Source organism: Roseomonas sp. SRI_022, assembly GCF_057586215.1.
This window is the reverse complement of the sequence record NZ_JBYCZL010000017.1, coordinates 47,295-65,942: the sequence shown is the minus strand read 5'-3', so window position 1 is coordinate 65,942 and position 18,648 is coordinate 47,295. Positions and strand designations below refer to the sequence as shown.

Below are 18,648 nucleotides of genomic sequence, written 5' to 3'. Positions count from 1 at the left end.
CCCGCGATGGGGGCGCTGACGCTCGGGCGCGCCGCGCTCCTCGCCATCCTCGCCGGGGTGCTGCTCGCACCCTGGCACGGGCTGGAGAACGGAACCGCGGACCTTGCCGTCTGGCCGTCGGGTGTGGCGGCGCCGCTGGTCGCGCTGCTGTTCGGCGGCGACCGATGGTGGTTGTGGCCCGCCGTTCTGCTGGCGCTCGTACCTGCGCCGGCGTTGCTGGCCGGGCGCGTTTCGGCGCGGCTGCTGGCGTGGTGTGGCGCGGCGGCCGTCGCGTTGGTCTTCATCCAGGGCTACGCGATCGGACTGCGCGGCGGCGAGTTGCCGCTGTTCGGCGCCATCGCGCCGCAGGCCGCGCTTGGCTGGGGCGGGGCGTTGTTCCTCGCCGGCGCCGTGGGCTTGCTGTCAGCGGGGCTGGCGGCGCAGGGGCGTTTCGGCGGCGATGCCTTCATCGCCTTCCTGGTGACGGGCAGCGCGGGGCTGCTGCTGTTGTTCGTCTTCCTGCCGCTGGCGACAATCCTCACCGCGGCGGTGATGGAGGACGGGCATTTCTCGCCCGGCGCGCTGGCGCAGCGGCTGTCGGCGCCGGAGGCCTGGAGCACGGCCTGCATCACCTCCCACCAGGGCTGCGGCGTGGTGTGGAACACGCTCGCGCTGGCCTGCCTGACCGCGGTGATCTCGACGCTGCTCGGCCTCGCCTTCGCGCTGCTCGCCGCGCGCGGCAACGTGCGGGCTCAGCCGGCCTTCCGGGCGATGACGATCCTGCCGCTGATCACGCCACCCTTCGTGGTCTCGCTTGCGCTGATCGTGCTGTTCGGCCGCACCGGGCTGGTGACGACGGCGCTGTGGGAGTGGTTCGGCATTCCGCGCAGCCGCTGGATCTATGGCCTGCCAGGCGTGCTGCTGGCGCAGGTGCTGGCCCAGGCGCCGATTGCCTTCGTGCTGTTGGAAGGTGCGGTGCGGGCGATCGGCCCGTCGCTGGAGGAAGCCGCGTCCACCATGGGCGCGCGGCGCTTCACCGTCTTCCGCACTGTAACTTGGCCGCTGCTGCGCCCGGCGGTTGCGGCGTGCCTGCTGCTCGCCTTCGTCGAGAGCCTCGCCGATTTCGGCAATCCGCTGGTGCTGGGCGGCGATTTCGACGTGCTGTCCACACGCATCTTCTTCGCCATCGCGGGTGCGCGGCACGATCCGGGGCGGGCAGCCGCGCTTGCGCTGCTGCTGCTGGCGCTGACCTTCGGGGCCTTCGCACTGCAAGCGTTGTGGCTCGGGCGGCGGCGCTACACGACGGTGACGGGCAAGGGCGATTCCGGCGTGCCGGCGCCGCTGCCGCGCGGGCTGAAGCTCGCCTGCGGGGCGCTGGCGTGGCCATGGATGGCCTTCACCGTCGCAGTCTATGGCATCATCCTGGTCGGCGGCTTCGTGCGCGACATCGGGCGCGGCGACATGTCCTTCACCTGGCGGCACTTCCTTACGGGGTTCGAGGTGGAATGGCTGGACGGCCCGGCCTTCCGCGGTTCCGCCTGGGACAGCCTGTTCACCACCATCGAGGTCGCGGCGATCTCGGCGCCGCTCACCGCCGGGCTCGGCATCCTGCTCGCCTGGCTGCTGGCGCGTCAGGCCTTTCCGGGGCGTCGGACGCTGGAATTCATGACCATGCTGTCCTTCGCCATTCCGGGGACCGTGGTCGGCGTGTCCTACATCATGGCCTTCAACGAGCCACCGGTGGAACTGACGGGGACGGCGCTGATCCTCATCATCTGCTTCGTCTTCCGCAATCTGCCGGTCGGCGTGCGCGGCGGCATCGCGGCCCTGGCGCAGATCGACAAGTCGCTCGACGAGGCATCGGCGACGATGGGCGGCGGTGCCTTGCAGACGCTGCGCCGCGTGGTGCTGCCGCTGCTGCGGCCGGCGATCGTCGCGGCACTCGCCTTCAGCTTCGTGCATGCGATGACGGCCGTCTCGGCGGTGATCTTCCTGGTGTCGGCGCGACACAACCTCGCCACGGTCTATATCGTCGGACGGGTGGAAGCGGGCGAGATGGCCCTCGCCATCGCCTATTCCACCGTGCTGATCGTGGTGATGCTGGGCGTGGTGCTGGGCATCGAGAAGATCGTCGGGCGCGCGCAGATCGGGCGCCGCGCGGCGACGCCGGTGCCCGCCACACCGATGCGGGCAGGGGCTTGATGCAATGACCGACGCGGCGATCCGCTTCACCGATGTCACCAAGGCCTTTGGCCTGGTGCGGGCGGTGGACGACATCTCCTTCGACCTGCCGCAGGGTGCGTTGGTGACGCTGCTCGGCCCATCGGGCTGCGGCAAGACGACGACGCTGCGGCTGGTGGCGGGCCTCGAACTGCCGACCGAGGGACGCATCGAAATCGAAGGGCGCGACGTCACGCGTCTCGCCGCCGCGGAACGCCGCATCGCGATGGTGTTCCAGTCCTATGCGCTGTTCCCGCACATGAACGTGCTGGAGAACGTCTCCTACGGCCTTGTCGTGAACGGCGCGCGGCGCCAAGCGGCGGAGACCGAGGCAAATGCCATGCTGAAGACGCTCGGCCTTGAAGGGCTCGGGGCGCGGCTGCCGGCGGAACTCTCCGGTGGGCAGCAGCAGCGCGTCGCGGTGGCGCGCGCGCTGGTGCTGCGCCCGCAGGTGCTGCTGTTCGATGAGCCGCTGTCCAACCTGGACGCCCGGCTGCGCCGCCGGGTGCGGGAGGATATCCGCGACCTGCAGAAGCGGCTCGGCCTGTCGGTTGTCTATGTCACGCATGACCAGCAGGAGGCGCTGGCGGTCTCGGACCTGGTGGTGGTGATGCGTGACGGGCGCATCGCGCAGAAGGGTACGCCGACCGAACTCTACGAGGACCCCGCCGACGCCTTCATAGCCGACTTCATGGGGGAGGCGAATGTGCTGGAAGGCGAGGTACTCGGCCCAGGCCGCATCTCGGTGGGCGGCGTGGTGCTGGAGACGGTGATGCGCGACCATCCGCCCGGCGCGGCCACGCTTGCCGTCAGGCCGGAATCGATCCGCCTGGCCGCAGCCGGCGAGGCCGGGCTGCCCGGCCGCGTGCAGCGCGCCGCCTTCCTTGGCCAGACCCGCGAATACGAGATCGACACCGCCGCCGGGATGCTGTTCGTCGTCACCCCCGCCGCAGCGCCGGCCTGGGCGGAGGGTGCTGCCGTCACCTGCGGCATGGAGCGCGTGATCCCGCTGCGCGGCTGATCAGGCGCCTGCCGGGCGGAAGGCGCGGCAGATGTCCGGGTTGGTCTCCAGCCGCGGCCCGCCGATCAGGTCGATGCAATAGGGGATCGCCGGGAAGACCGCACTGAGGCATTCCGCGATGGCCGAGGGCTTGCCCGGCAGGTTGACGATCAGGCAGGACCCGCGCGTGCCCGCCGTCTGTCGCGATAGGATCGCCGTCGGCACGGCCATCAGCGATACCGCGCGCATCAACTCCCCGAAGCCCGGCAGCATGCGCTCGCAGACCGCTTCGGTCGCCTCGGGCGTCACGTCGCGCGGAGCAGGGCCGGTGCCGCCGGTCGTCACCACCAGGCAGCAGCCCTGCCGGTCGGCGAGGTCGCGCAGCGCCTCCTCGATCAAGGGCTGCTCGTCCGGCACCAGGCGCGGCACCGCGTGCCAGGGTGAAGCGAGGATGCGGGCGAGCTCGGCCGTGATGGCCGGCCCGCCCTTGTCCTCATATTCCCCGCGGCTCGCGCGGTCCGAGATCGTGAGGATGCCGATCGCGGCCGCTGTCATGGTCAGCCGACGAAGCGCGGGAACAGGATGTTGTTCTCGATGTGGACGTGCTCGACCAGGTCCTCGGCGAATTTGCGCGTGCCGGCATAGAGCGCGCGCCAGGTGTTGCAGGCACCTTCAGGCGGCACGCCGCCATGGGTCAGGCGGTCCATCGTCTCCAGATGCTCGCCATGGTCGTCATGCTCGTCGCGCATCATGGCGATGGGCTGGGCGATCATCGGATGGCCGCCGCGGCGCATCATGGGGAACAGGACGTTCTCCTCCTTCGCCATGTGGTCGCCGAGCTCCTCGGCCATGGTGGTCAGCAGGTCGGCGAGTCCGGCCGGCACATCCGGGTTTCCGGCATGCACACGCTCGACGCGTCGTGCGAGGCTGATCAGCTCCGGCAATTCGCGGCGATGCGTCGCGTGGTAGCGTTGCTCGATCAGATCGACCAACGCGGCGGTGGATTGTGGCAGGGCAGCGTCGGACGGCGTGAGGGCCGCAAGATCCGCCTCGATCTCACTGAGCGGCGCGGCGCGCTTCGCCGCGGCCTCGGCCAGTGGCACGCCGCCGCCGCAGCAGAAATCGAGCTTGTGGCGGCGGAAGATCGCGGTCGCGCCGGGCAGCGTGGCGGCGATCTCGCCGATGTTGCGGTCTGCGAAGCTGGCGCTCATGACAGGGCTCCTTGAAGCGCGCTCGCGCGCGCGGTGGGCGGCAGCTTGAAAGGGATCAGGCCCATCTCCAGGCTGCGGGCGATGCGCTGCGCACGCTCGATCATGTGCGTCGCACCTTCGGCGGTGAAATGCGCGCGCGCGATCTCCTCGAACAGCGCGAGCCAACGGGCGAAATGCGCCGGCGTCAGCTTGAGATGCGCGTGTGCCTGCATCGGCTGGCCGTGATACCCGCCGGTCATCAGCGCGACCGAGGACCAGAAGCGCGCGATGGTGGCGATATGCGCCTCCCAATTTGCCACGCCATCAAAGGCGGGACCGAGCAGCGCATCGGTGCGCGCGGCGCCGTAGAAGGCGCGCAGGAAGCGCTCGATGCCGCCCGGGTCGAGGCTGGTGCGCGCCATGATCTCGGCGGTCAGGGCGGCGCGGCGCTCGGGGCCTTCGGGGATGGGCGGGGAGGGCTGCAATGTGGTATCTCCAATGCCAATTACCTATCTCGCGTATTGTGGTATCGTCAATACCAATTCAGCGGAGCCACCCAAGTGCGCCTTCTCGCCGCCACCGATGTCGCGCTGCGCGTGCTGATGCGCCTCGGCGCGGAACCGGCGCGCCGCCGCAGCGCCGAGGATCTCGCGCAGTCGGTCGGCGTGCCGCGCAACCACGTCCACAAGATCATCCAGGACCTTGCCGAGGCCGGGCTGGTGCGCACCTGGCGCGGCGCGGGCGGCGGCGTGGAACTGGCGATGGCGGCGGAGACGATCCGCCTCGGTGACGTGGTGCGCCGCTTCGAAACCGGCCAGGCGCTGGTCGAATGCTTCCGCCCCGATGGCGGCGCCTGCTGCCTGTCGCCTGATTGCCGACTGCGCGGCGTGCTGTGGCGGGCGCGGGAGTCATTCCTCGCGACGCTGGACGCGGCGACGCTTGCGGATTGCCTGGCCGTCCCTGCCGCCTGACCGTGGCGCGTGCTATCGCGCCTGTCGGATCAGGAGGAACGCATGGCCGCAGCACTCGCAGGCAAGGTCGCGCTGGTGACGGGCGCGGGGAAGAATATCGGGCGCGCCATCGCGCTGACGCTGGCGCGGGATGGCGCGACGGTGGTGGTGAATGGGCGGTCCGACGCCGCTGCGATTGAGGCAGTGGCGGCAGAGATCACCGCTGCCGGCGGCAAGGCCATCGCATCGCTGGCCGATGTGTCGGATGAAGCCGCGGTTGCCGGGATGGCTGCCGAGGTTGCGCGGCAAGCGGGCGGCGTCGATATCCTGGTCTGCAATGCCGGGCTGCGGCGGCAGACCGCCTTTCTCGACATGTCGCTGGCGGAGTGGCGGGAGATCCTGTCGGTCGCGCTTGACGGCGCCTTCATCCTCTCCCGCGCCTTCCTGCCGCAGATGATCGCGCGCGGCGGCGGGTCGGTGATCGCGCTGTCGGGCATCTCGACGCATGTCGGCACGCCGAACCGCGCGCATGTCTCGGCGTCGAAGTCGGGGCTGGAAGGACTGATTCGCGCCCTCGCCGTGGAGTTCGGCCCGCAGGGCATCCGCGCGAACTGCGTCGCCCCCGGCGCGGTGGACACGACGCGCGGTGCGAGCGCCGGCGCCATGCCGAACGCCCTCGGCCGCGACGATTCCATCCCGCAGCGCCGCAAGGCGAGCGTGCAGGAGATCGCCGATGTGGTGCGCCTGCTGTCGGGGCCGGAGGGCGGCTACATCACCGGCCAGACCATCCATGTGAATGGCGGCGCCTTCCTGACCTGAATGCTCTGCCCTAGGCTTCCCTCAACGATCAGGAGGAAGCCATGGCCAAGGAAGGCAGCGGCGCATCGCGCCGCGACGTCATGCTCGGTGCGGCAGGCGCGCTGCTCGCAGCGCCTGCGCTCGCGCAGCAGGGTTACCCCGACAGGCCGATCCGCCTGGTGGTGCCCTATGGCGGCGGCGGACAGACCGACATCGTCTCCCGCGTCACGGCCGAGGCGATGTCCCAGCGGCTCGGGCAGCCTGTCGTCGCCGACAACCGCCCCGGCGGCGCCGGCAACACGGCGGCGGAGGCGGTCGCCCGCGCCGCGCCAGATGGCTACACCATGCTGGTCGCCACCATGGGCACCAACAGCGGGCTGAACGCGCTGATGTATCGCTCGGTCGGCTATGATGCGGCGCGCGATTTCACCGGGGTGGGCATGTTCTGCACCACCTCCAACCTGCTGATCGTGCACAACTCCATCCCAGGTGCGAACTTCGCCGAGGTGGTCGCCTGGATCCGCGCCAACCCGGGCAAGTTCAACTACGCCTCGGCCGGTGTCGGTGCGATCACCCACATCATCATGGAGGATATCGGCTCGCGCCTGAACCTCGACATGGTGCATGTGCCGTATCGCCAGACGACCAATGCGATGACCGATCTGATGGCCGGGCGCGTGCACGCGCGCTGCCTTGGCCTGCCGGAAGGCGAGCCGTTGCGTTCCGTGACCAGCGTGCGGCCGATCGCCGTCACCACGCCGCTGCCGCGCCCCGAATGGCCCGGCGTCGGCACGGTGGCGGAGATGATACCGGGATTCGAGGCCTCGACCTATTTCGGCCTCGCCGTGCCGTCGCGCACGCCGCCGGCGATCGTGGCGCGGCTGAACGAGGCGCTGCAGGCCGCGCTGCGCGACCCGGAGGTGCGCGCCGCCTATGCCCGCGTCGGTGCCGACCCGGCCGACCCGCATCCGCCGGAGGTCTTCGCGGAACGTGCGAAGCGCGATGGCGAACGCTGGTCGCCGCTGATCCGGCGGCTCAACCTCGTGGCCGAATGATCAACGCTGCAGCGCATTGGCGGGGGCATCAAGCGGCAGCAGATACGCCCGCCAGCGCAGCATGATCGCGCCCGTGCAGGCGATCGCCAGCCCGGCATAGGCCAGCCCTGTCGCCGCGAAGCCGAACCAGGCGATCAGCGGCCCGGAGGCGAGCAACCCGAGCGGCAACCCATAGACCGCGAGCATCCGCAGCCCCATCACCCGCCCGCGCATGCGGTCCTGCGCGACGCGCAGGATCACCACCGCCATCGGCACCATGCAGAAGGATTGCACGAAGCCTGCGACGGCCAGCAGCACCATGCCCGTCGCGGGGCTGCGCACCACGGCGAAGACCAGCAGCAGCGCGAACCACAGCAGGGCGCCGGCCAGCATGGTGCGCGCCGGATGCATGTGCCCGCCGCGCGCGCTGAGGATGACGGACCCGGCGAGCGCCCCGGCCGCGAAGCAGGCCACCAGAGAACCGAGCCCCGTCCGCCCGATGTCGTAGATGTCGTGCGCCACATAGGCGAGCAACCCGCCCGTCAGCGGATAGGCGAGTGCGTTGGCAAGGAAGGCGAGCCACATCGCTGCCAGCAGCGGCGGTGTCGCCCGCACATGGGCGATGCCTTCGCCGAGTTCCTCCCAAACCGCGCGGACGGACCGCGCGCCGCCATTGGGTCGTGATTCGTCGACGCCGAACATCAGCAGCACGCTGAGCAGGTAGAAGCCGCACACCGCGACATAGGCGAGGCCGATGCCGATCCAGGCCACCAGCGCCGCCCCGGTCAGCGCGCCGATGACGCGCGCCGCATCGGCGCTGCTGCGCTCGACGCCGAGCGCGCCCATCAGCCAGGGCGCGGGCATGGTCGCCCCGATCAGCGCGTTGCGCATGCCGTAGTCGGATGGCCGCACCAGGCCGGAGACGAAGGCCACCGCGAAGACCGCGACGATGGTCAGCGTCCCGGTCAGCGCCAGCGCCGCCAGCACGCCCGCCAGCACCGCATAGGACACGCGCATCATGATCAGCAGCCGGCGATGGCCGATCCGGTCGCCCATCACGCCATAGACCGGGGAGATCAGCGTGCCGACGAATTGCAGCGCCGCGAAGGCCGTCAGCCAGACAACCGAACCGGTGGCGGCCAGCACGAACCAGGAGAGGATCAGGGTCTCCATCTCGAAGGCCCAGGATGTGGCGAGATCGGCCGGCCATTGGAAGCGGAAGGAGCGCAGGCGGAACGGCGCCAGCGCGGAGCCGCGCGGAACGGTGGTCACCCGGCGAACCCGGCAGCCATGGACGATTTCCCCCTCGGCGCGGCTTGTTGCCGCTGCCGGGGGCACTATGCGCGTGGTGCAACGGGACGCGAAGGGGGCCGGCTTGCCATGACCGCGTCATGCGGAAACCCGTCCGCCCGGCCAGGAAAGCGCCGGCCACCCTCCCGGCTGCATGCCGAATCATGCGCCAACTGCGATTGATACTGCGACTCGCTTGCAATATAGCGTCGGAACTGAAGTCGCCCGCTCGAGAGGTCCTCGCATGTCGTCGCAGCCCAGCGCCCTGCCGTCCCGGCGGCGCATGCTCCTGTCCGGCCTTGTCGCGACGGGCCTTCTTGCCCTGCCGCGGCCCTCGCGCGGCGCGGATGCCATCACCGTGACGGACCTCGCCGGCCGCACCGTGACGCTGCGCGCCCCGGCGCGGAAGGTGATCCTGGGCGAGGGGCGGCTGATGTATGGCTTCAGCACCCTGGTGCCGCGCGCGCCCTTCGAGCGCATCGCCGGCTGGGCCGACGACATGATCCTCTACGATCCCGGCACCTGGCGGAAATACCGCGCAGCCTTCCCGCAGGCGGAGCGTCTGCCGCGCTTCTCCAACGCGGTGAATGCCGATTTCAGCACCGAGCAGGCGATCGCGCTCGACCCCGACCTGGTGCTGTTCCCGCTGTCCGCGCATCAGCGCATGGAGGCGACGAACACCTACGACAAGCTCGCCCGCGCCGGCATCGCGACGGCCGTGGTCGATTTCCGGGAGCAGCCGTCGCAGAACACGACGCCGAGCATCGAGGTGCTTGGCCGGCTGATGGGCCTCGATGCCGAGGCACGCGCCTTCAACGACTACTTCCTGCGCGAGACGCGGCGCGTCTCCTCCCGCGTGTGGAACCTGCCGCCCAACCGCCGCACCACCGTGCTCATGGAACGCGCGGCGGGCTACGATCCCAACAGCTGCTGCCAGACCTTCGGCAATGCCAATCTCGGCGTGACCCTGCAGGAGGCCGGTGGCATCAACTGGGGTGCAGGGCGCTTCCCGGGCCTGGGCGGCACGGTGAATCCCGAGACGATCTTCACTGACGACCCCGAGGTGATCATCGGCACCGGCGCGGACTGGTCGGAGAGTGTGCAGGGATCGCGCGGCGTGCCCTTCGGCTACGAAGCGACGCCCGAGCGCGTTCAGGCGGCGATCCGCGCCCTGGCCGAACGGCCGGGTTGGCCGTCGCTGCGCGCCGTGAAGTCGAAGCGCTTCTATTCGATCTACCACCAGTTCTACACGTCGCCAGCGCATCTCGTGGCGCTGCAGGTCTTCGCGAAGTGGCTCTATCCGCAGACCTTCGAAGGGCTTGATCCGGACGCGACCTGGCGCGTCTATCACGAACGTTTCTCGCCGATCCCGCTGTCCGGCGTGTTCTGGGCCCAACTCGCATGAGTGCCGCCTCGCCTGCCATGCCCGCGGCCGGCGAGGCAAGCCGCGGGGCGGGCCGGATCGCGCTGCGGCGGAGCGCGCTGCTCGTCGCGGGCGTGGTCGCCGTCGCGCTGCTGTTCATGGTGGATCTCGGCACCGGCCCGGGCGCGCTGTCCTATGGCGACATCTTCGGCGCGCTGCTGCATCCCGAGGCCGCCTCGGCGCGCCTCGCCGTCATCGTGTGGGACATCCGCCTGCCGGTCGCGCTGCTCGCTGTCGTGGTGGGCGGCATGCTCGGCCTGGCGGGGGCGGAGATGCAGACCATCCTCGACAATCCGCTGGCCGATCCCTTCACGCTCGGGCTGTCCTCCGCGGCGGGCGTCGGCGCGTCGGTCGCGATCGTGACGGGGATGTCAGTGCTGCCCACGGCGGGGCCGACGCTCGTGACGGTGAACGCCTTCGCCTTCGCCTTCGGCGCCGCGATGCTGGTGCATGTTTTCACCCTGGCGCGCGGTGCGACGTCCGAGACGATGATCCTGTTCGGCATCGCGCTGATGTTCACCTTCAACGCGCTGCTCGCGCTGCTGCAATACCGCGCGTCGGAAACGCAGCTCGTGCAGATCGTCTTCTGGATGATGGGATCGCTGCAGCGCGCGAGCCTCGAGAAGATCGGCATCGCCGCCGGCGTGCTCGGCATTGCCGCGCTGCTGCTGTGGCGTCGCCGCTGGGCGCTGACGGCGATGCGCTTCGGCGACGATCGCGCGGCGAGCCTCGGCGTCGATCCGCGGCGGCTGCGGCTGGAGGTGCTGGTGATCGTGGCGCTGCTGTCGGCCACCGCGGTGTCCTTCGTCGGCGTGGTGGGCTTCGTCGGGCTGGTCGGGCCGCATGTCGCGCGGCTGCTGGTCGGCGAGGACCAGCGCTGGTTCGCGCCGCTGTCGATGCTGTCGGGGGCGGCGATGCTCTCGGCGACCTCGATCGTGTCGAAGGCACTGTCGCCGGGCATCATCTACCCGATCGGCATCATCACCGCGCTGGTCGGCGTGCCCTTCTTCCTGTCGCTGGTGATGACGCGCCGGAGCCCCGCGCGATGACGAAGCTCGCCATCGAGGACCTGTCCGTCGCCTATGGCCGCCGTGCCGTGCTGCGCGACGTCACCGTGCCGGCGCTGCTGCCCGGGACCGTCACCGCCCTGCTGGGGCCGAACGCCTCCGGCAAATCGACCTTGCTGCGCAGCATCGCCGGGCTGAAGCGCCCGACGGCCGGGCGTATCCTGTTGGATGGCAAGCCGATCGAGGGCATGCGCCTTGCCGAGCGCACACGCCTCGTCCGCTATGTGCCGCAGGTCTATGCCGCCGCGGCCCGGCTGACCGTGTTCGACGCCGTGCTGGTCGCCGCACGGACAGCTGGGGCCGACGGCGGCGGGACGGCGGTCGCGGGGCGGGTCGAAGCGATCCTCGCCCGCACGCGCATCGAGCATCTGGCGCATCGGCTGATCTGCGACCTGAGCGGCGGGCAGCAGCAATTGGTGGCGCTGGCGCAGGGCCTGGTGCAGCCGGCGCCGGTGCTGCTGTTGGATGAGCCGACCAGCGCGCTCGACCTGCGCCACCAGTTGGAGGCGCTGGCTCTGCTGCGGTCGGTTGCGCTGGCCGATGGCCATGTCGCGGTGGTGGCGCTGCACGATTTGTCGCTCGCGGCACGGCATGCCGATCGCGTGCTGCTGATGGGGCAGGGCACGGTGGTCGCGGATGGCTCGCCGGCCGAGGTCTTCTCCGATCCGGTCTGCGGGCGCACCTATGGCGTGGACCTCGTCGCGGAGACCTCCCGACGCGGCACGCTGATGATCGATGCGGCACTGCCATGAGCGCGACGGGCAATTTCGACCTCAAGGAGGAGATCCGCGACTACTGGTCCGGCCGCGCGGCAGGGTTTGACGCAGCGCCCGGGCACCGGATCGACGATGCGGACATGGCGGCCTGGCAGCGGCTGATTGGGGCGGGGCTCGGGCCACTGGCCGGGCGCACGGTGCTCGACCTCGCCTGCGGCACGGGGGAGGTGAGCCGCGCGCTGCTCGGCCTCGGCGCGCAGGTGACGGGCGTGGATTTCTCCGAGGCCATGCTCGGGCGGGCGCGGGCGAAGCTCGCGGGGCAGCTTTGGCGGGGGCGGCTCGCCGATGCCGAGACGCTGGCCGGCCTGGCCGATGCCACCTTCGACGGTGCTATCACGCGACACCTGGTGTGGACGCTGACGGAGCCAGCGTCAGCCTTCGCGGCCTGGTTCCGCGTGCTGAAACCCGGCGCGCGGCTGCTGGTGGTGGATGGTGACTGGGTGCGGGAAGGGCTGCGCGCGAGGCTGCTGCGGCGGATCGCCGCGGCGCTGGGCGGCACGGCGTCGGCGGCGGCCGATGGCGCGGTGCATCGGCAGATCCTGTCGCGCGTGCCCTACCATGACGGGCTGACGCGGGACCGGCTGATCGAGGACCTGCTGCGCGCGGGCTTCGCCGATCCCCGGCCGCATGGGGTGAGCGGGATCTACCTGCGCGGGCTGCATGGGGCGTCGTTGGCGGAGCGGCTGCGCCTGCTGGCGCCGACGCGCTTCGCGGTGTCGGTGCGCAAGCCCGAAGCAGGCTGAAGCGGGCAGGGGTGGCGTCCCTGCGCCGACGTTCAGGGGGCTGCACGTCACGGGAACCCTCGCCACGGTGGACGGCAGAGTCGCAAACCTGCGAGTCTCCGAATGCTGCCGATTCGCGACCGCTGGAAGGGGGGTTCCGCGTGTCACGTGACAAGGGCCCGGCGTGGGGACGCCGCAGGCGCCGCCAGTGCGCGGCGCTGCCGATCCGTGAGCGCGACGGAGCGCTCCACGTCCTGCTCATCACCACACGGGGAAGTGGCCGTTGGGTGATCCCGAAGGGCTGGGCGGAGAAGGGCGTGGCGCCGCACGACCTCGCCGCGCGGGAGGCCTTCGAGGAAGCGGGCCTGCTGGGCCTGGCGGCGGCCGAGCCCGTCGGCGCCTATTCCTATCTGAAGCGCTTTCCCGATGGGCGGGTCGCCCCCTGCGAGGTGGAGGTCTTCACCCTGAAGGTCGAGGCGCGGGCTGAGACCTGGCCCGAGCGTGGCCAGCGGCGCAAGCGCTGGGTCCTGCTGGAGGAGGCGGCGGCGCTGGTATCCGAGCCGGGGCTCGCGAAGCTGCTGCTGGGCCTGCCGCGCCTGGTGTCCTGACGCCACCCGGCTGCGACGAAAGCCGTTCGCCCTTACGAGGGCTCACGAGTTCGACAAGTCCCGCCGCGACATCAACCAAACCGGCAACCCTGCGTTCATGTCCCGAGGGGGACCGCGACCCTTGACGTGGAGGGGTCGCGCCTGCGCCGGGCGCGACCGCATTGGCGGAGATGGAGCACCACCGTGGGAGGGAGCAATGGACTTTTCTGCATACATGGACGCCATCATCGCCTCCGATGAGGGAGAATGGCTGTGCGTCTCGCGGCCCGTTTTCCTTCAGGACTGCCAGGAAATGTCCGGCCCCAGCGGACATTGGGTGGAGGTCGCGGGGCACCATTCGCTCTATACCCTCAAGCCCAACCTCTCGATCGCGATCGCCGTTGGCCTGCCGCATCGGGAGGACGTCACCGACGCCTGGGTGAAGGGCTTTCCCGACACCAAGGCGCGGAGCCACTTCATCGACCTGCTCTGGTGCGGCCGCCCGATCTATCGCCTGATCGGCGTCGCAGTCGATGGCGGCCGGGCGACGCTGCCGCTGCCGATCGCCGACACCCTGGACGTACCGAAGCGGGCTGCGACGTTCTTCAAGCTGCTCGACGGCATCAGCGGCGGCGATGTCTTCGCCGACTATTTCAAGATCGCCGGCTTCACGCTCGTCGATGTGGCATGGCCGGCGTGATCCACGGGCTTGCGTGCACAATCGGACGGATCGGCGCGTCCCGCGTCAGGCGCCGGCGTCGAACCCCGTCTGCCGGGGATGGCGAGAACGAGGTCGCGGAGTTCCTCCGGGACCGGTTCCTCCGCCACGCGTGCGTAGGAAGCGCGAAGCGCGTCCCGGAACCAAAGGTTCAGCGCCGCTTCGTGGATAGGCGGGCGGCGCCTTGGTGGGCTCGAGGGGAAGGATTCGGTTTTCGCCGTCCGGGCGTCGTTCGGCTGCCTCGACATCATCCGTTCAGACCAGGTTCCTGCGGTGTCAACACGCGGAACGCGATCGCGTTGCATCACGGATCGCGTACAGGAACGCACGGCACGAAAATCCCGGTTCAGGCCTCGGGCGGCTCCTGCGGGGCCTGCAGGCTGAGATCCGCCACCCGTCGCAGCGCCTTCGCGAAGGCGTAGTGCAACTCGGGGTCCGCGCCATTGAGGATGTTGTTGTCGGCCTGCACGGCGGCCTGGCGCAGTTCCTGGGCGGTCCAGCCGAGCGGCAGGGCGCCGGTGCGCTCCAGATGCGCCGTCAGCCGTGTCAGCAACGTCACGGACACCATGCCCAGCAGCTTCGCGTCGATCTTTTCCATCGCATGCCCCTCCCGAGCCAGCCGAGCGCGCCATCGGCGGCTTGTTGCGCCGCCATCTTTTGTGAGCCTGCGCGGGACTCAAGAGGGGAGGAAGCGCCGCGAGCAGAAATTTTCCGCTGATCTGGCAACCGGGGTGTCCGCGCGGACGGGCGTTGCGGTGACGCGGGCGGCGGTTCGAGGCTTCGCGGCCAGTCTGCCCTGCGCTTCACCTGGCGGGCATCGGCGCCGGCCACTGTCCAATGCCCGCAGCTTCTGTGCATCGGGCCGCGCCTACTGGTGGGACAGGATCCACCTGACCAGCGCTTCGGCCTCCTCCTGCGTGAGATTCGCTTGCGGGGGCATCGGCATCTGGCCCCAAATTCCACTGGTGCCGGCCAGGACCCTTTGGCTCAGCGTCGCGACCGCCGTGGTGTCATTGGCGTATCGCGAGGCGATCGCCGTGTAGGGAGGGCCGATCATCCTGCGTTCGGCGGAATGGCAAGCCACGCAGTTCTTGCTCCTCGCGAGTTCGGGACTTGCGTAGGCGCCCGGAGACACGAGGAGCGCGACGAGAAGGATGGCGAGATGGCGAAGGTCGGGCATTGGCACGGCTTTCATCCTGCGCCATCCGGACCGGACGGCATCGCAGCGGAGTGGTCAGGGTGAGGAGAAGGGCCGGCAACAGGCGGCCCGACCCCGACACGCGAACGATAAGGCGTCGCAGTCGGCTGCACCGCCAGCAGGGCCGTGCAGCCGCTGCCGATCAGGCTCAGTTGGGCCTGAACTGGTAGATCTCGCCCTGGTCAATGGCGACATACAGATTGCCGTCCGGCCCTTGCACGACGGAGCGGAAGCGGCCGGCCGGAATTGGCAGCGGCACCGTGGTCCGGGTGGCGGACGTGCCGTCTGCCGCGATGTCCAGAACGTCGAGCCGGTTCCCGACCGGCGTTCCGTGGATGCCGATGCCCATCAAGGACACCACCATGCGGCCGTTCCAGTCCCGCCACTGCGGACCGTTCAGGAACGCGCAGGACGACATGCCCTGGGACAGGCCTTCATTGTTCCAGGCGGGCCTCATCGCTTGGGGGTAGGCCCTGGTGTCGGTCATCGGCATGTACGCGGCCCGCTCCGCCGGAGGGACTGCGCCCATCTGGTTCGGCATGTAGCCGCAGTATCCGTCGGGGCAATCGCCGCGACCATTGACGTTCGGCCGCGGATCCCAGCCGCTGTTGCCGCCGGCGGCGAGCAGCGTCACCTCGTCGCTGTGCCAGGGGCCGTTCTCGGCCGTATAGGCTTGGTTATTGCCCGGACGGAAGCAGATGCCCTGCGGGTTGCGATGCCCGTAGGTGAAGATCCGCGGATCGAAGCCCTGCGGGGCGTTGTTGCCGGCGGCGGGTCGCCCGTCCCGATCAATGCGCAGCACCTTCCCGCCAACGAGGGTCGGGCTCTGGGGCACCACGCCATTGTGGGTGTCGCCGGTGGTCACGTAGAGGAAGCCATCGGCCGGGCCGAAGCGAAGGCGCCCGCCATTATGCGCGCCGGCATCGCCGAAGGGGTGGTTGCTGGCGGCGGCCTTGTAGGGGATGTCGGTGACGATGTCGGTGCGGTTGGCCGTCCGCGTCAGATCGGCGTTGACCGTCAGCCGGAGCACGCGGTTCGTCCCCGGCGCCGTCAGGCTTGATGCCGAGTAGACGTAGATGAAGCGGTTCGAGGCGAATTCGGGATCAATCGCCACACCGCTCATGCCTGCCTGACCGCTGCAGAAGAGGTCGGCTGCGGTCTCGGGGTACCCCCGGGCATCCTTCATGCCCAGCAGCGGGTTGATGGTGCCGGACGGCAGCCGCACCGAGAGGCCGCGGCATTTCTCGGTGAAGAACATCGTGCCGTCGGGCAGGAAGGCCATGTCCCAGGTCAATTCCCGGCCAGACACCACGGTGGTGCTGGTCAGGCTGGGCCCGGCGGTCTGGCTCTCGACCAGTGCCGGAACGAATAGGGTTGCAGCGGCCAGGATCACGCCGGGCACTGCGAAGCGCAGACGTCGTTCCAAGGTTGCTCCCTCCCAATTTTCTTTGCCGACATTTGCCCGGTGCACGGCTTGTTCGTCCGCCATGTCGTTGTTGGCCGAGCGGCCGAACTCCGGGCGCGGGACGGTACTCTCCACCTGCTTTCAGCGGGTAGTGAAAACCCCGGGATCGGGCGCTTCGCGGGGGGGCGTGGTGGTCGCCCGGCTTACTGTTTGCTGCTAAATCGCAACAATACGCAGGCGTGAGAGAACCGCGGCCAAGCGGCGCCCCAAGGGGCGATCATCAATCAGACAGCTTGCGGGGTGTGTCAGTGGTGTCCCCGGCGAGATTCGAACTCACGGCCCTCAGATTAGGAATCTGATGCTCTATCCTGCTGAGCTACGGGGACCCACTTGGCCACCCATACCACGGCCTCAACGCCGCCGGAACCGCTCCACCGCGCCGACCAGCGCCGTCCGCACGCCCGGTTCCAGCGCCGAATGCCCGGCATCCGGCACCACCGTCAGCCGCGCACCGGGCCAGGCGGCGGCCAGCTCGAAGGCCGTCTCGGGCGGGCAAACCATGTCGTAGCGCCCCTGCACGATCTCGGCAGGGATGTTCGCGATCCGATTGATCCGGCCGAGCAGCCCCTCGGGCGGCAGAAACAGGTCATGGGCGAAGTAATGCGCCTCGATCCGCGCCAGCCCCAGCGCCGTGCGGTCCTGCGCGAAGCTCGCCACCGTGTCGGGTGACGGCAGCAGGGTCGAGCACGATCCCTCATACTGGCTCCAGGCCCGCGCCGCGGGCAGGTGCACCGCCGGGTCCGGGTGGCAAAGCCGCTTCAGATAGGATGCCAGCAGGTCGTCGCGCTCGGCTTCCGGCAGATGCTCGGCGAAGGCGGCCCAGGCATCGGGGAAGACGCGCCGCAGCCCGGTCAGGAACCATTCCACCTCTGCCTTGCGGCCGAGGAAGACGCCGCGCAACACGCAGCCCATCACGCGCTCCGGATGTTCCTGCGCATAGGCGAGTGCGAGCGTCGATCCCCAGGATCCGCCGAACAGCAGCCAGCGGTCGATGCCGAGGAAACGGCGCAGCATCTCGATGTCGGAGACGAGATGCGGCGTGGTGTTGTCGCGCAGCTCGCCCAAGGGGCGGGACCGGCCGGCGCCGCGCTGGTCGAAGATGATGACGCGCCAATGGCCGGGGTCGAAGAAGCGGCGATGCACCGCGCCAGCCCCGGCACCCGGCCCGCCATGCAGGAACAGCACCGGCTGGCCGCGCGGATTGCCCACCTGTTCCCAATACATGACATGCCCGCCGGACAGCGGCAGCAGGCCGGTTTCGTAAGGCGCGATATCGGGAAAAAGGTCGCCGCGGGGCATAGGCACCATGTGCCCAAGCCTGCGCCGCACTGCAATGGTGGAACGGTCGCCGGGATCACGGGGCACCACCGCACGCGACCGGTTAACGGGCGCGGCCATTCCGGTCTAACATGACGCTTCCATGGCCGAGACGCCCTCCGCCCCGCCGCGTTCCGCCACCGCTGGCCAGGTCGCCTGCGGCGTCTGCGGACGCGAAAGCCGCCAACCGCCGTTCCGCCCGCCAGCGCCGGAACAGGCGCCCGACCTCGACCTGCGGCCGGGCGAGCCGGTGCGCTCGACCATGACGCGCTGGCTGCAGCAATGCCCGCATTGCCACTATGCCGCGCCGGCCATCGCCAAGGCGCATCCGGGTGCTGCGGCAGCGGTCTCGGCCGCCCCGTTCCGGGCGCTGATCCAGGATGCCGGCCATCCGGCGCTGGCGCGGCGCTTCCTCGCCTGGGCCCATGTGCTGGAGGAAACCGGCGCGCTGCACGCCGCGGCGGAGGCGACGCTCCAAGCCGCCTGGGTGGCGGACGACGCCGCGCGGCCCGACCTCTCCCGCGCCTGGCGGCAGGAAGCGGTGGCGCTGTGGCGCTCCGGCCCGCCGCTCGATGCCGAGCAGACCGTGCGCGTGATCGATGCGCTGCGCCGGTCGGAGGCCTGGGAGGATGCGGAGGCAACGGCGGGCGAACTCGCCATGCTCGCCCCGCCCGAGGCGGTCGGCCATGTCATCGCGCTGGAACGTCGCCTGGTCACGGCAAAGGACGCCGGGCGCCACACCGTCGCGAGTGCCCTGCCGCCACCGGCACGCCGGCCACATGCGACACACCGGCGGCGGGATCCGGGGGCGGGCGGCCTGTTCGGCTGGTTGAAGCGGCTGTTCCGTAAGGACTGACTGACAGAGGCGGCGGGCCTTGCGTCACATTCGTTTGGATGGATATGTTATGGTATAA

20 protein-coding genes and 1 tRNA gene are annotated in these 18,648 nt (G+C 70.0%); 12 read left to right on the top strand and 9 right to left on the bottom strand.

Going from position 1 to position 18,648, the window contains the following annotated elements; genetic code table 11:
* The first annotated feature begins 6 nt into the window (after positions 1-6).
* Both AC2YHJ_RS17400 and AC2YHJ_RS17395 read left to right on the top strand, forming a co-directional pair.
* Positions 7-2,181, top strand: a complete 2,175-nt coding sequence (locus AC2YHJ_RS17400) for an ABC transporter permease subunit (protein WP_487397355.1) — start codon at positions 7-9, stop codon at positions 2,179-2,181.
* A gap of 4 nt (positions 2,182-2,185) precedes the next feature.
* Positions 2,186-3,220 (top strand): ABC transporter ATP-binding protein, encoded by a 1,035-nt coding sequence (locus tag AC2YHJ_RS17395; RefSeq protein WP_487397354.1) that lies wholly within the window; start codon positions 2,186-2,188, stop codon positions 3,218-3,220.
* On the opposite strand, the gene mog is transcribed toward AC2YHJ_RS17395, so the two are convergent.
* From mog to AC2YHJ_RS17380, 3 genes are read right to left on the bottom strand one after another with little or no spacing between them, the layout of a single operon-like run.
* Entirely contained in the window at positions 3,221-3,754 is a 534-nt protein-coding gene (gene mog, locus AC2YHJ_RS17390; protein WP_487397353.1) for a molybdopterin adenylyltransferase, read from the bottom strand.
* A 2-nt stretch (positions 3,755-3,756) separates the two neighbouring features.
* The gene (gene ytfE / locus AC2YHJ_RS17385) at positions 3,757-4,410 is read right to left on the bottom strand and encodes an iron-sulfur cluster repair protein YtfE (RefSeq protein WP_487397352.1); all 654 of its coding nucleotides are present in this window, start codon (positions 4,408-4,410) and stop codon (positions 3,757-3,759) included.
* Positions 4,407-4,874, bottom strand: coding sequence for a group III truncated hemoglobin (locus tag AC2YHJ_RS17380; RefSeq protein ID WP_487397351.1), 468 nt, complete (start codon positions 4,872-4,874; stop codon positions 4,407-4,409). Before AC2YHJ_RS17380 ends, ytfE begins: the two co-directional genes overlap by 4 nt.
* Positions 4,875-4,949: 75 nt before the next feature.
* On the opposite strand from AC2YHJ_RS17380, the gene AC2YHJ_RS17375 reads away from it, so the two are divergent.
* The 3 genes from AC2YHJ_RS17375 to AC2YHJ_RS17365 are packed head-to-tail and all read left to right on the top strand — an operon-like array spanning position 4,950 to position 7,192.
* Complete coding sequence (locus AC2YHJ_RS17375) at positions 4,950-5,360, top strand: RrF2 family transcriptional regulator (protein WP_487397350.1); 411 nt, start codon at positions 4,950-4,952, stop codon at positions 5,358-5,360.
* 42 nt (positions 5,361-5,402) lie between these two features.
* Positions 5,403-6,158 carry an SDR family NAD(P)-dependent oxidoreductase gene (locus AC2YHJ_RS17370; RefSeq protein ID WP_487397349.1) on the top strand — a complete coding sequence of 252 codons (756 nt, stop codon included), beginning with the start codon at positions 5,403-5,405 and terminating at the stop codon, positions 6,156-6,158.
* A gap of 41 nt (positions 6,159-6,199) precedes the next feature.
* Positions 6,200-7,192, top strand: coding sequence for a Bug family tripartite tricarboxylate transporter substrate binding protein (locus AC2YHJ_RS17365; protein ID WP_487397348.1), 993 nt, complete (start codon positions 6,200-6,202; stop codon positions 7,190-7,192).
* On the opposite strand, the gene AC2YHJ_RS17360 is transcribed toward AC2YHJ_RS17365, so the two are convergent.
* Entirely contained in the window at positions 7,193-8,443 is a 1,251-nt protein-coding gene (locus tag AC2YHJ_RS17360; RefSeq protein WP_487397347.1) for an MFS transporter, read from the bottom strand. It lies immediately after the preceding gene.
* A gap of 262 nt (positions 8,444-8,705) precedes the next feature.
* Here AC2YHJ_RS17360 and AC2YHJ_RS17355 point away from each other — a divergent pair, with 262 nt between their 5' ends.
* The 6 genes from AC2YHJ_RS17355 (at position 8,706) to AC2YHJ_RS17330 (ending at position 13,736) form a co-directional block, all read left to right on the top strand.
* Positions 8,706-9,866: an ABC transporter substrate-binding protein gene (locus AC2YHJ_RS17355; protein WP_487397346.1), complete on the top strand. Its 1,161-nt coding sequence runs from the start codon at positions 8,706-8,708 to the stop codon at positions 9,864-9,866.
* The gene (locus tag AC2YHJ_RS17350; protein WP_487397345.1) at positions 9,863-10,933 is read left to right on the top strand and encodes a FecCD family ABC transporter permease; all 1,071 of its coding nucleotides are present in this window, start codon (positions 9,863-9,865) and stop codon (positions 10,931-10,933) included. The genes AC2YHJ_RS17355 and AC2YHJ_RS17350 overlap by 4 nt, the downstream gene beginning before the upstream one ends.
* A complete protein-coding gene (locus AC2YHJ_RS17345) occupies positions 10,930-11,703 on the top strand; it encodes an ABC transporter ATP-binding protein (protein ID WP_487397344.1) in 774 nt (257 codons plus the stop codon). Before AC2YHJ_RS17350 ends, AC2YHJ_RS17345 begins: the two co-directional genes overlap by 4 nt.
* A complete protein-coding gene (locus tag AC2YHJ_RS17340; RefSeq protein ID WP_487397343.1) occupies positions 11,700-12,470 on the top strand; it encodes a class I SAM-dependent methyltransferase in 771 nt (256 codons plus the stop codon). Before AC2YHJ_RS17345 ends, AC2YHJ_RS17340 begins: the two co-directional genes overlap by 4 nt.
* An 11-nt stretch (positions 12,471-12,481) precedes the next feature.
* Positions 12,482-13,057: an NUDIX hydrolase gene (locus tag AC2YHJ_RS17335; RefSeq protein WP_487397342.1), complete on the top strand. Its 576-nt coding sequence runs from the start codon at positions 12,482-12,484 to the stop codon at positions 13,055-13,057.
* A 292-nt stretch (positions 13,058-13,349) separates the two neighbouring features.
* On the top strand, positions 13,350-13,736 hold the full coding sequence (locus AC2YHJ_RS17330; protein ID WP_487397341.1) for a hypothetical protein: 387 nt from the start codon (positions 13,350-13,352) through the stop codon (positions 13,734-13,736).
* A 364-nt stretch (positions 13,737-14,100) separates the two neighbouring features.
* Here AC2YHJ_RS17330 and AC2YHJ_RS17325 read toward each other — a convergent pair whose 3' ends face one another.
* From AC2YHJ_RS17325 to pip, 5 genes are all read right to left on the bottom strand, one after another.
* Complete coding sequence (locus tag AC2YHJ_RS17325) at positions 14,101-14,352, bottom strand: hypothetical protein (protein WP_487397340.1); 252 nt, start codon at positions 14,350-14,352, stop codon at positions 14,101-14,103.
* Positions 14,353-14,622: 270 nt separating this feature from the next.
* Positions 14,623-14,934, bottom strand: coding sequence for a c-type cytochrome (locus AC2YHJ_RS17320; RefSeq protein WP_487397339.1), 312 nt, complete (start codon positions 14,932-14,934; stop codon positions 14,623-14,625).
* A 166-nt stretch (positions 14,935-15,100) separates the two neighbouring features.
* Positions 15,101-16,492 (bottom strand): PQQ-dependent sugar dehydrogenase, encoded by a 1,392-nt coding sequence (locus AC2YHJ_RS17315; protein WP_487397338.1) that lies wholly within the window; start codon positions 16,490-16,492, stop codon positions 15,101-15,103.
* Between the two features lie 174 nt (positions 16,493-16,666).
* A tRNA-Arg gene (locus AC2YHJ_RS17310) sits at positions 16,667-16,743 on the bottom strand.
* 25 nt (positions 16,744-16,768) lie between these two features.
* Positions 16,769-17,716 carry a prolyl aminopeptidase gene (gene pip / locus AC2YHJ_RS17305; protein WP_487397402.1) on the bottom strand — a complete coding sequence of 316 codons (948 nt, stop codon included), beginning with the start codon at positions 17,714-17,716 and terminating at the stop codon, positions 16,769-16,771.
* Between the two features lie 121 nt (positions 17,717-17,837).
* Between pip and AC2YHJ_RS17300 the strand changes: the two genes are divergently transcribed.
* Complete coding sequence (locus AC2YHJ_RS17300) at positions 17,838-18,590, top strand: hypothetical protein (protein WP_487397337.1); 753 nt, start codon at positions 17,838-17,840, stop codon at positions 18,588-18,590.
* Positions 18,591-18,648 lie beyond the last annotated feature (58 nt).

Bases quoted from the DNA above. Each gene is read 5' to 3' on its own strand.
- AC2YHJ_RS17395 (WP_487397354.1), top strand. From the start codon at position 2,186: ATGACCGACGCGGCGATCCGCTTCACCGATGTCACCAAGGCCTTTGGC.
- AC2YHJ_RS17325 (WP_487397340.1), bottom strand. From the start codon at position 14,352: ATGGAAAAGATCGACGCGAAGCTGCTGGGCATGGTGTCCGTGACGTTG.
- mog (WP_487397353.1), bottom strand. From the start codon at position 3,754: ATGACAGCGGCCGCGATCGGCATCCTCACGATCTCGGACCGCGCGAGC.
- AC2YHJ_RS17300 (WP_487397337.1), top strand. From the start codon at position 17,838: ATGGCCGAGACGCCCTCCGCCCCGCCGCGTTCCGCCACCGCTGGCCAG.
- AC2YHJ_RS17370 (WP_487397349.1), top strand. From the start codon at position 5,403: ATGGCCGCAGCACTCGCAGGCAAGGTCGCGCTGGTGACGGGCGCGGGG.
- AC2YHJ_RS17355 (WP_487397346.1), top strand. From the start codon at position 8,706: ATGTCGTCGCAGCCCAGCGCCCTGCCGTCCCGGCGGCGCATGCTCCTG.
- ytfE (WP_487397352.1), bottom strand. From the start codon at position 4,410: ATGAGCGCCAGCTTCGCAGACCGCAACATCGGCGAGATCGCCGCCACG.
- AC2YHJ_RS17320 (WP_487397339.1), bottom strand. From the start codon at position 14,934: ATGCCCGACCTTCGCCATCTCGCCATCCTTCTCGTCGCGCTCCTCGTG.
- AC2YHJ_RS17340 (WP_487397343.1), top strand. From the start codon at position 11,700: ATGAGCGCGACGGGCAATTTCGACCTCAAGGAGGAGATCCGCGACTAC.
- pip (WP_487397402.1), bottom strand. From the start codon at position 17,716: ATGCCCCGCGGCGACCTTTTTCCCGATATCGCGCCTTACGAAACCGGC.
- AC2YHJ_RS17400 (WP_487397355.1), top strand. From the start codon at position 7: ATGGGGGCGCTGACGCTCGGGCGCGCCGCGCTCCTCGCCATCCTCGCC.
- AC2YHJ_RS17345 (WP_487397344.1), top strand. From the start codon at position 10,930: ATGACGAAGCTCGCCATCGAGGACCTGTCCGTCGCCTATGGCCGCCGT.
- AC2YHJ_RS17365 (WP_487397348.1), top strand. From the start codon at position 6,200: ATGGCCAAGGAAGGCAGCGGCGCATCGCGCCGCGACGTCATGCTCGGT.
- AC2YHJ_RS17350 (WP_487397345.1), top strand. From the start codon at position 9,863: ATGAGTGCCGCCTCGCCTGCCATGCCCGCGGCCGGCGAGGCAAGCCGC.
- AC2YHJ_RS17330 (WP_487397341.1), top strand. From the start codon at position 13,350: ATGTCCGGCCCCAGCGGACATTGGGTGGAGGTCGCGGGGCACCATTCG.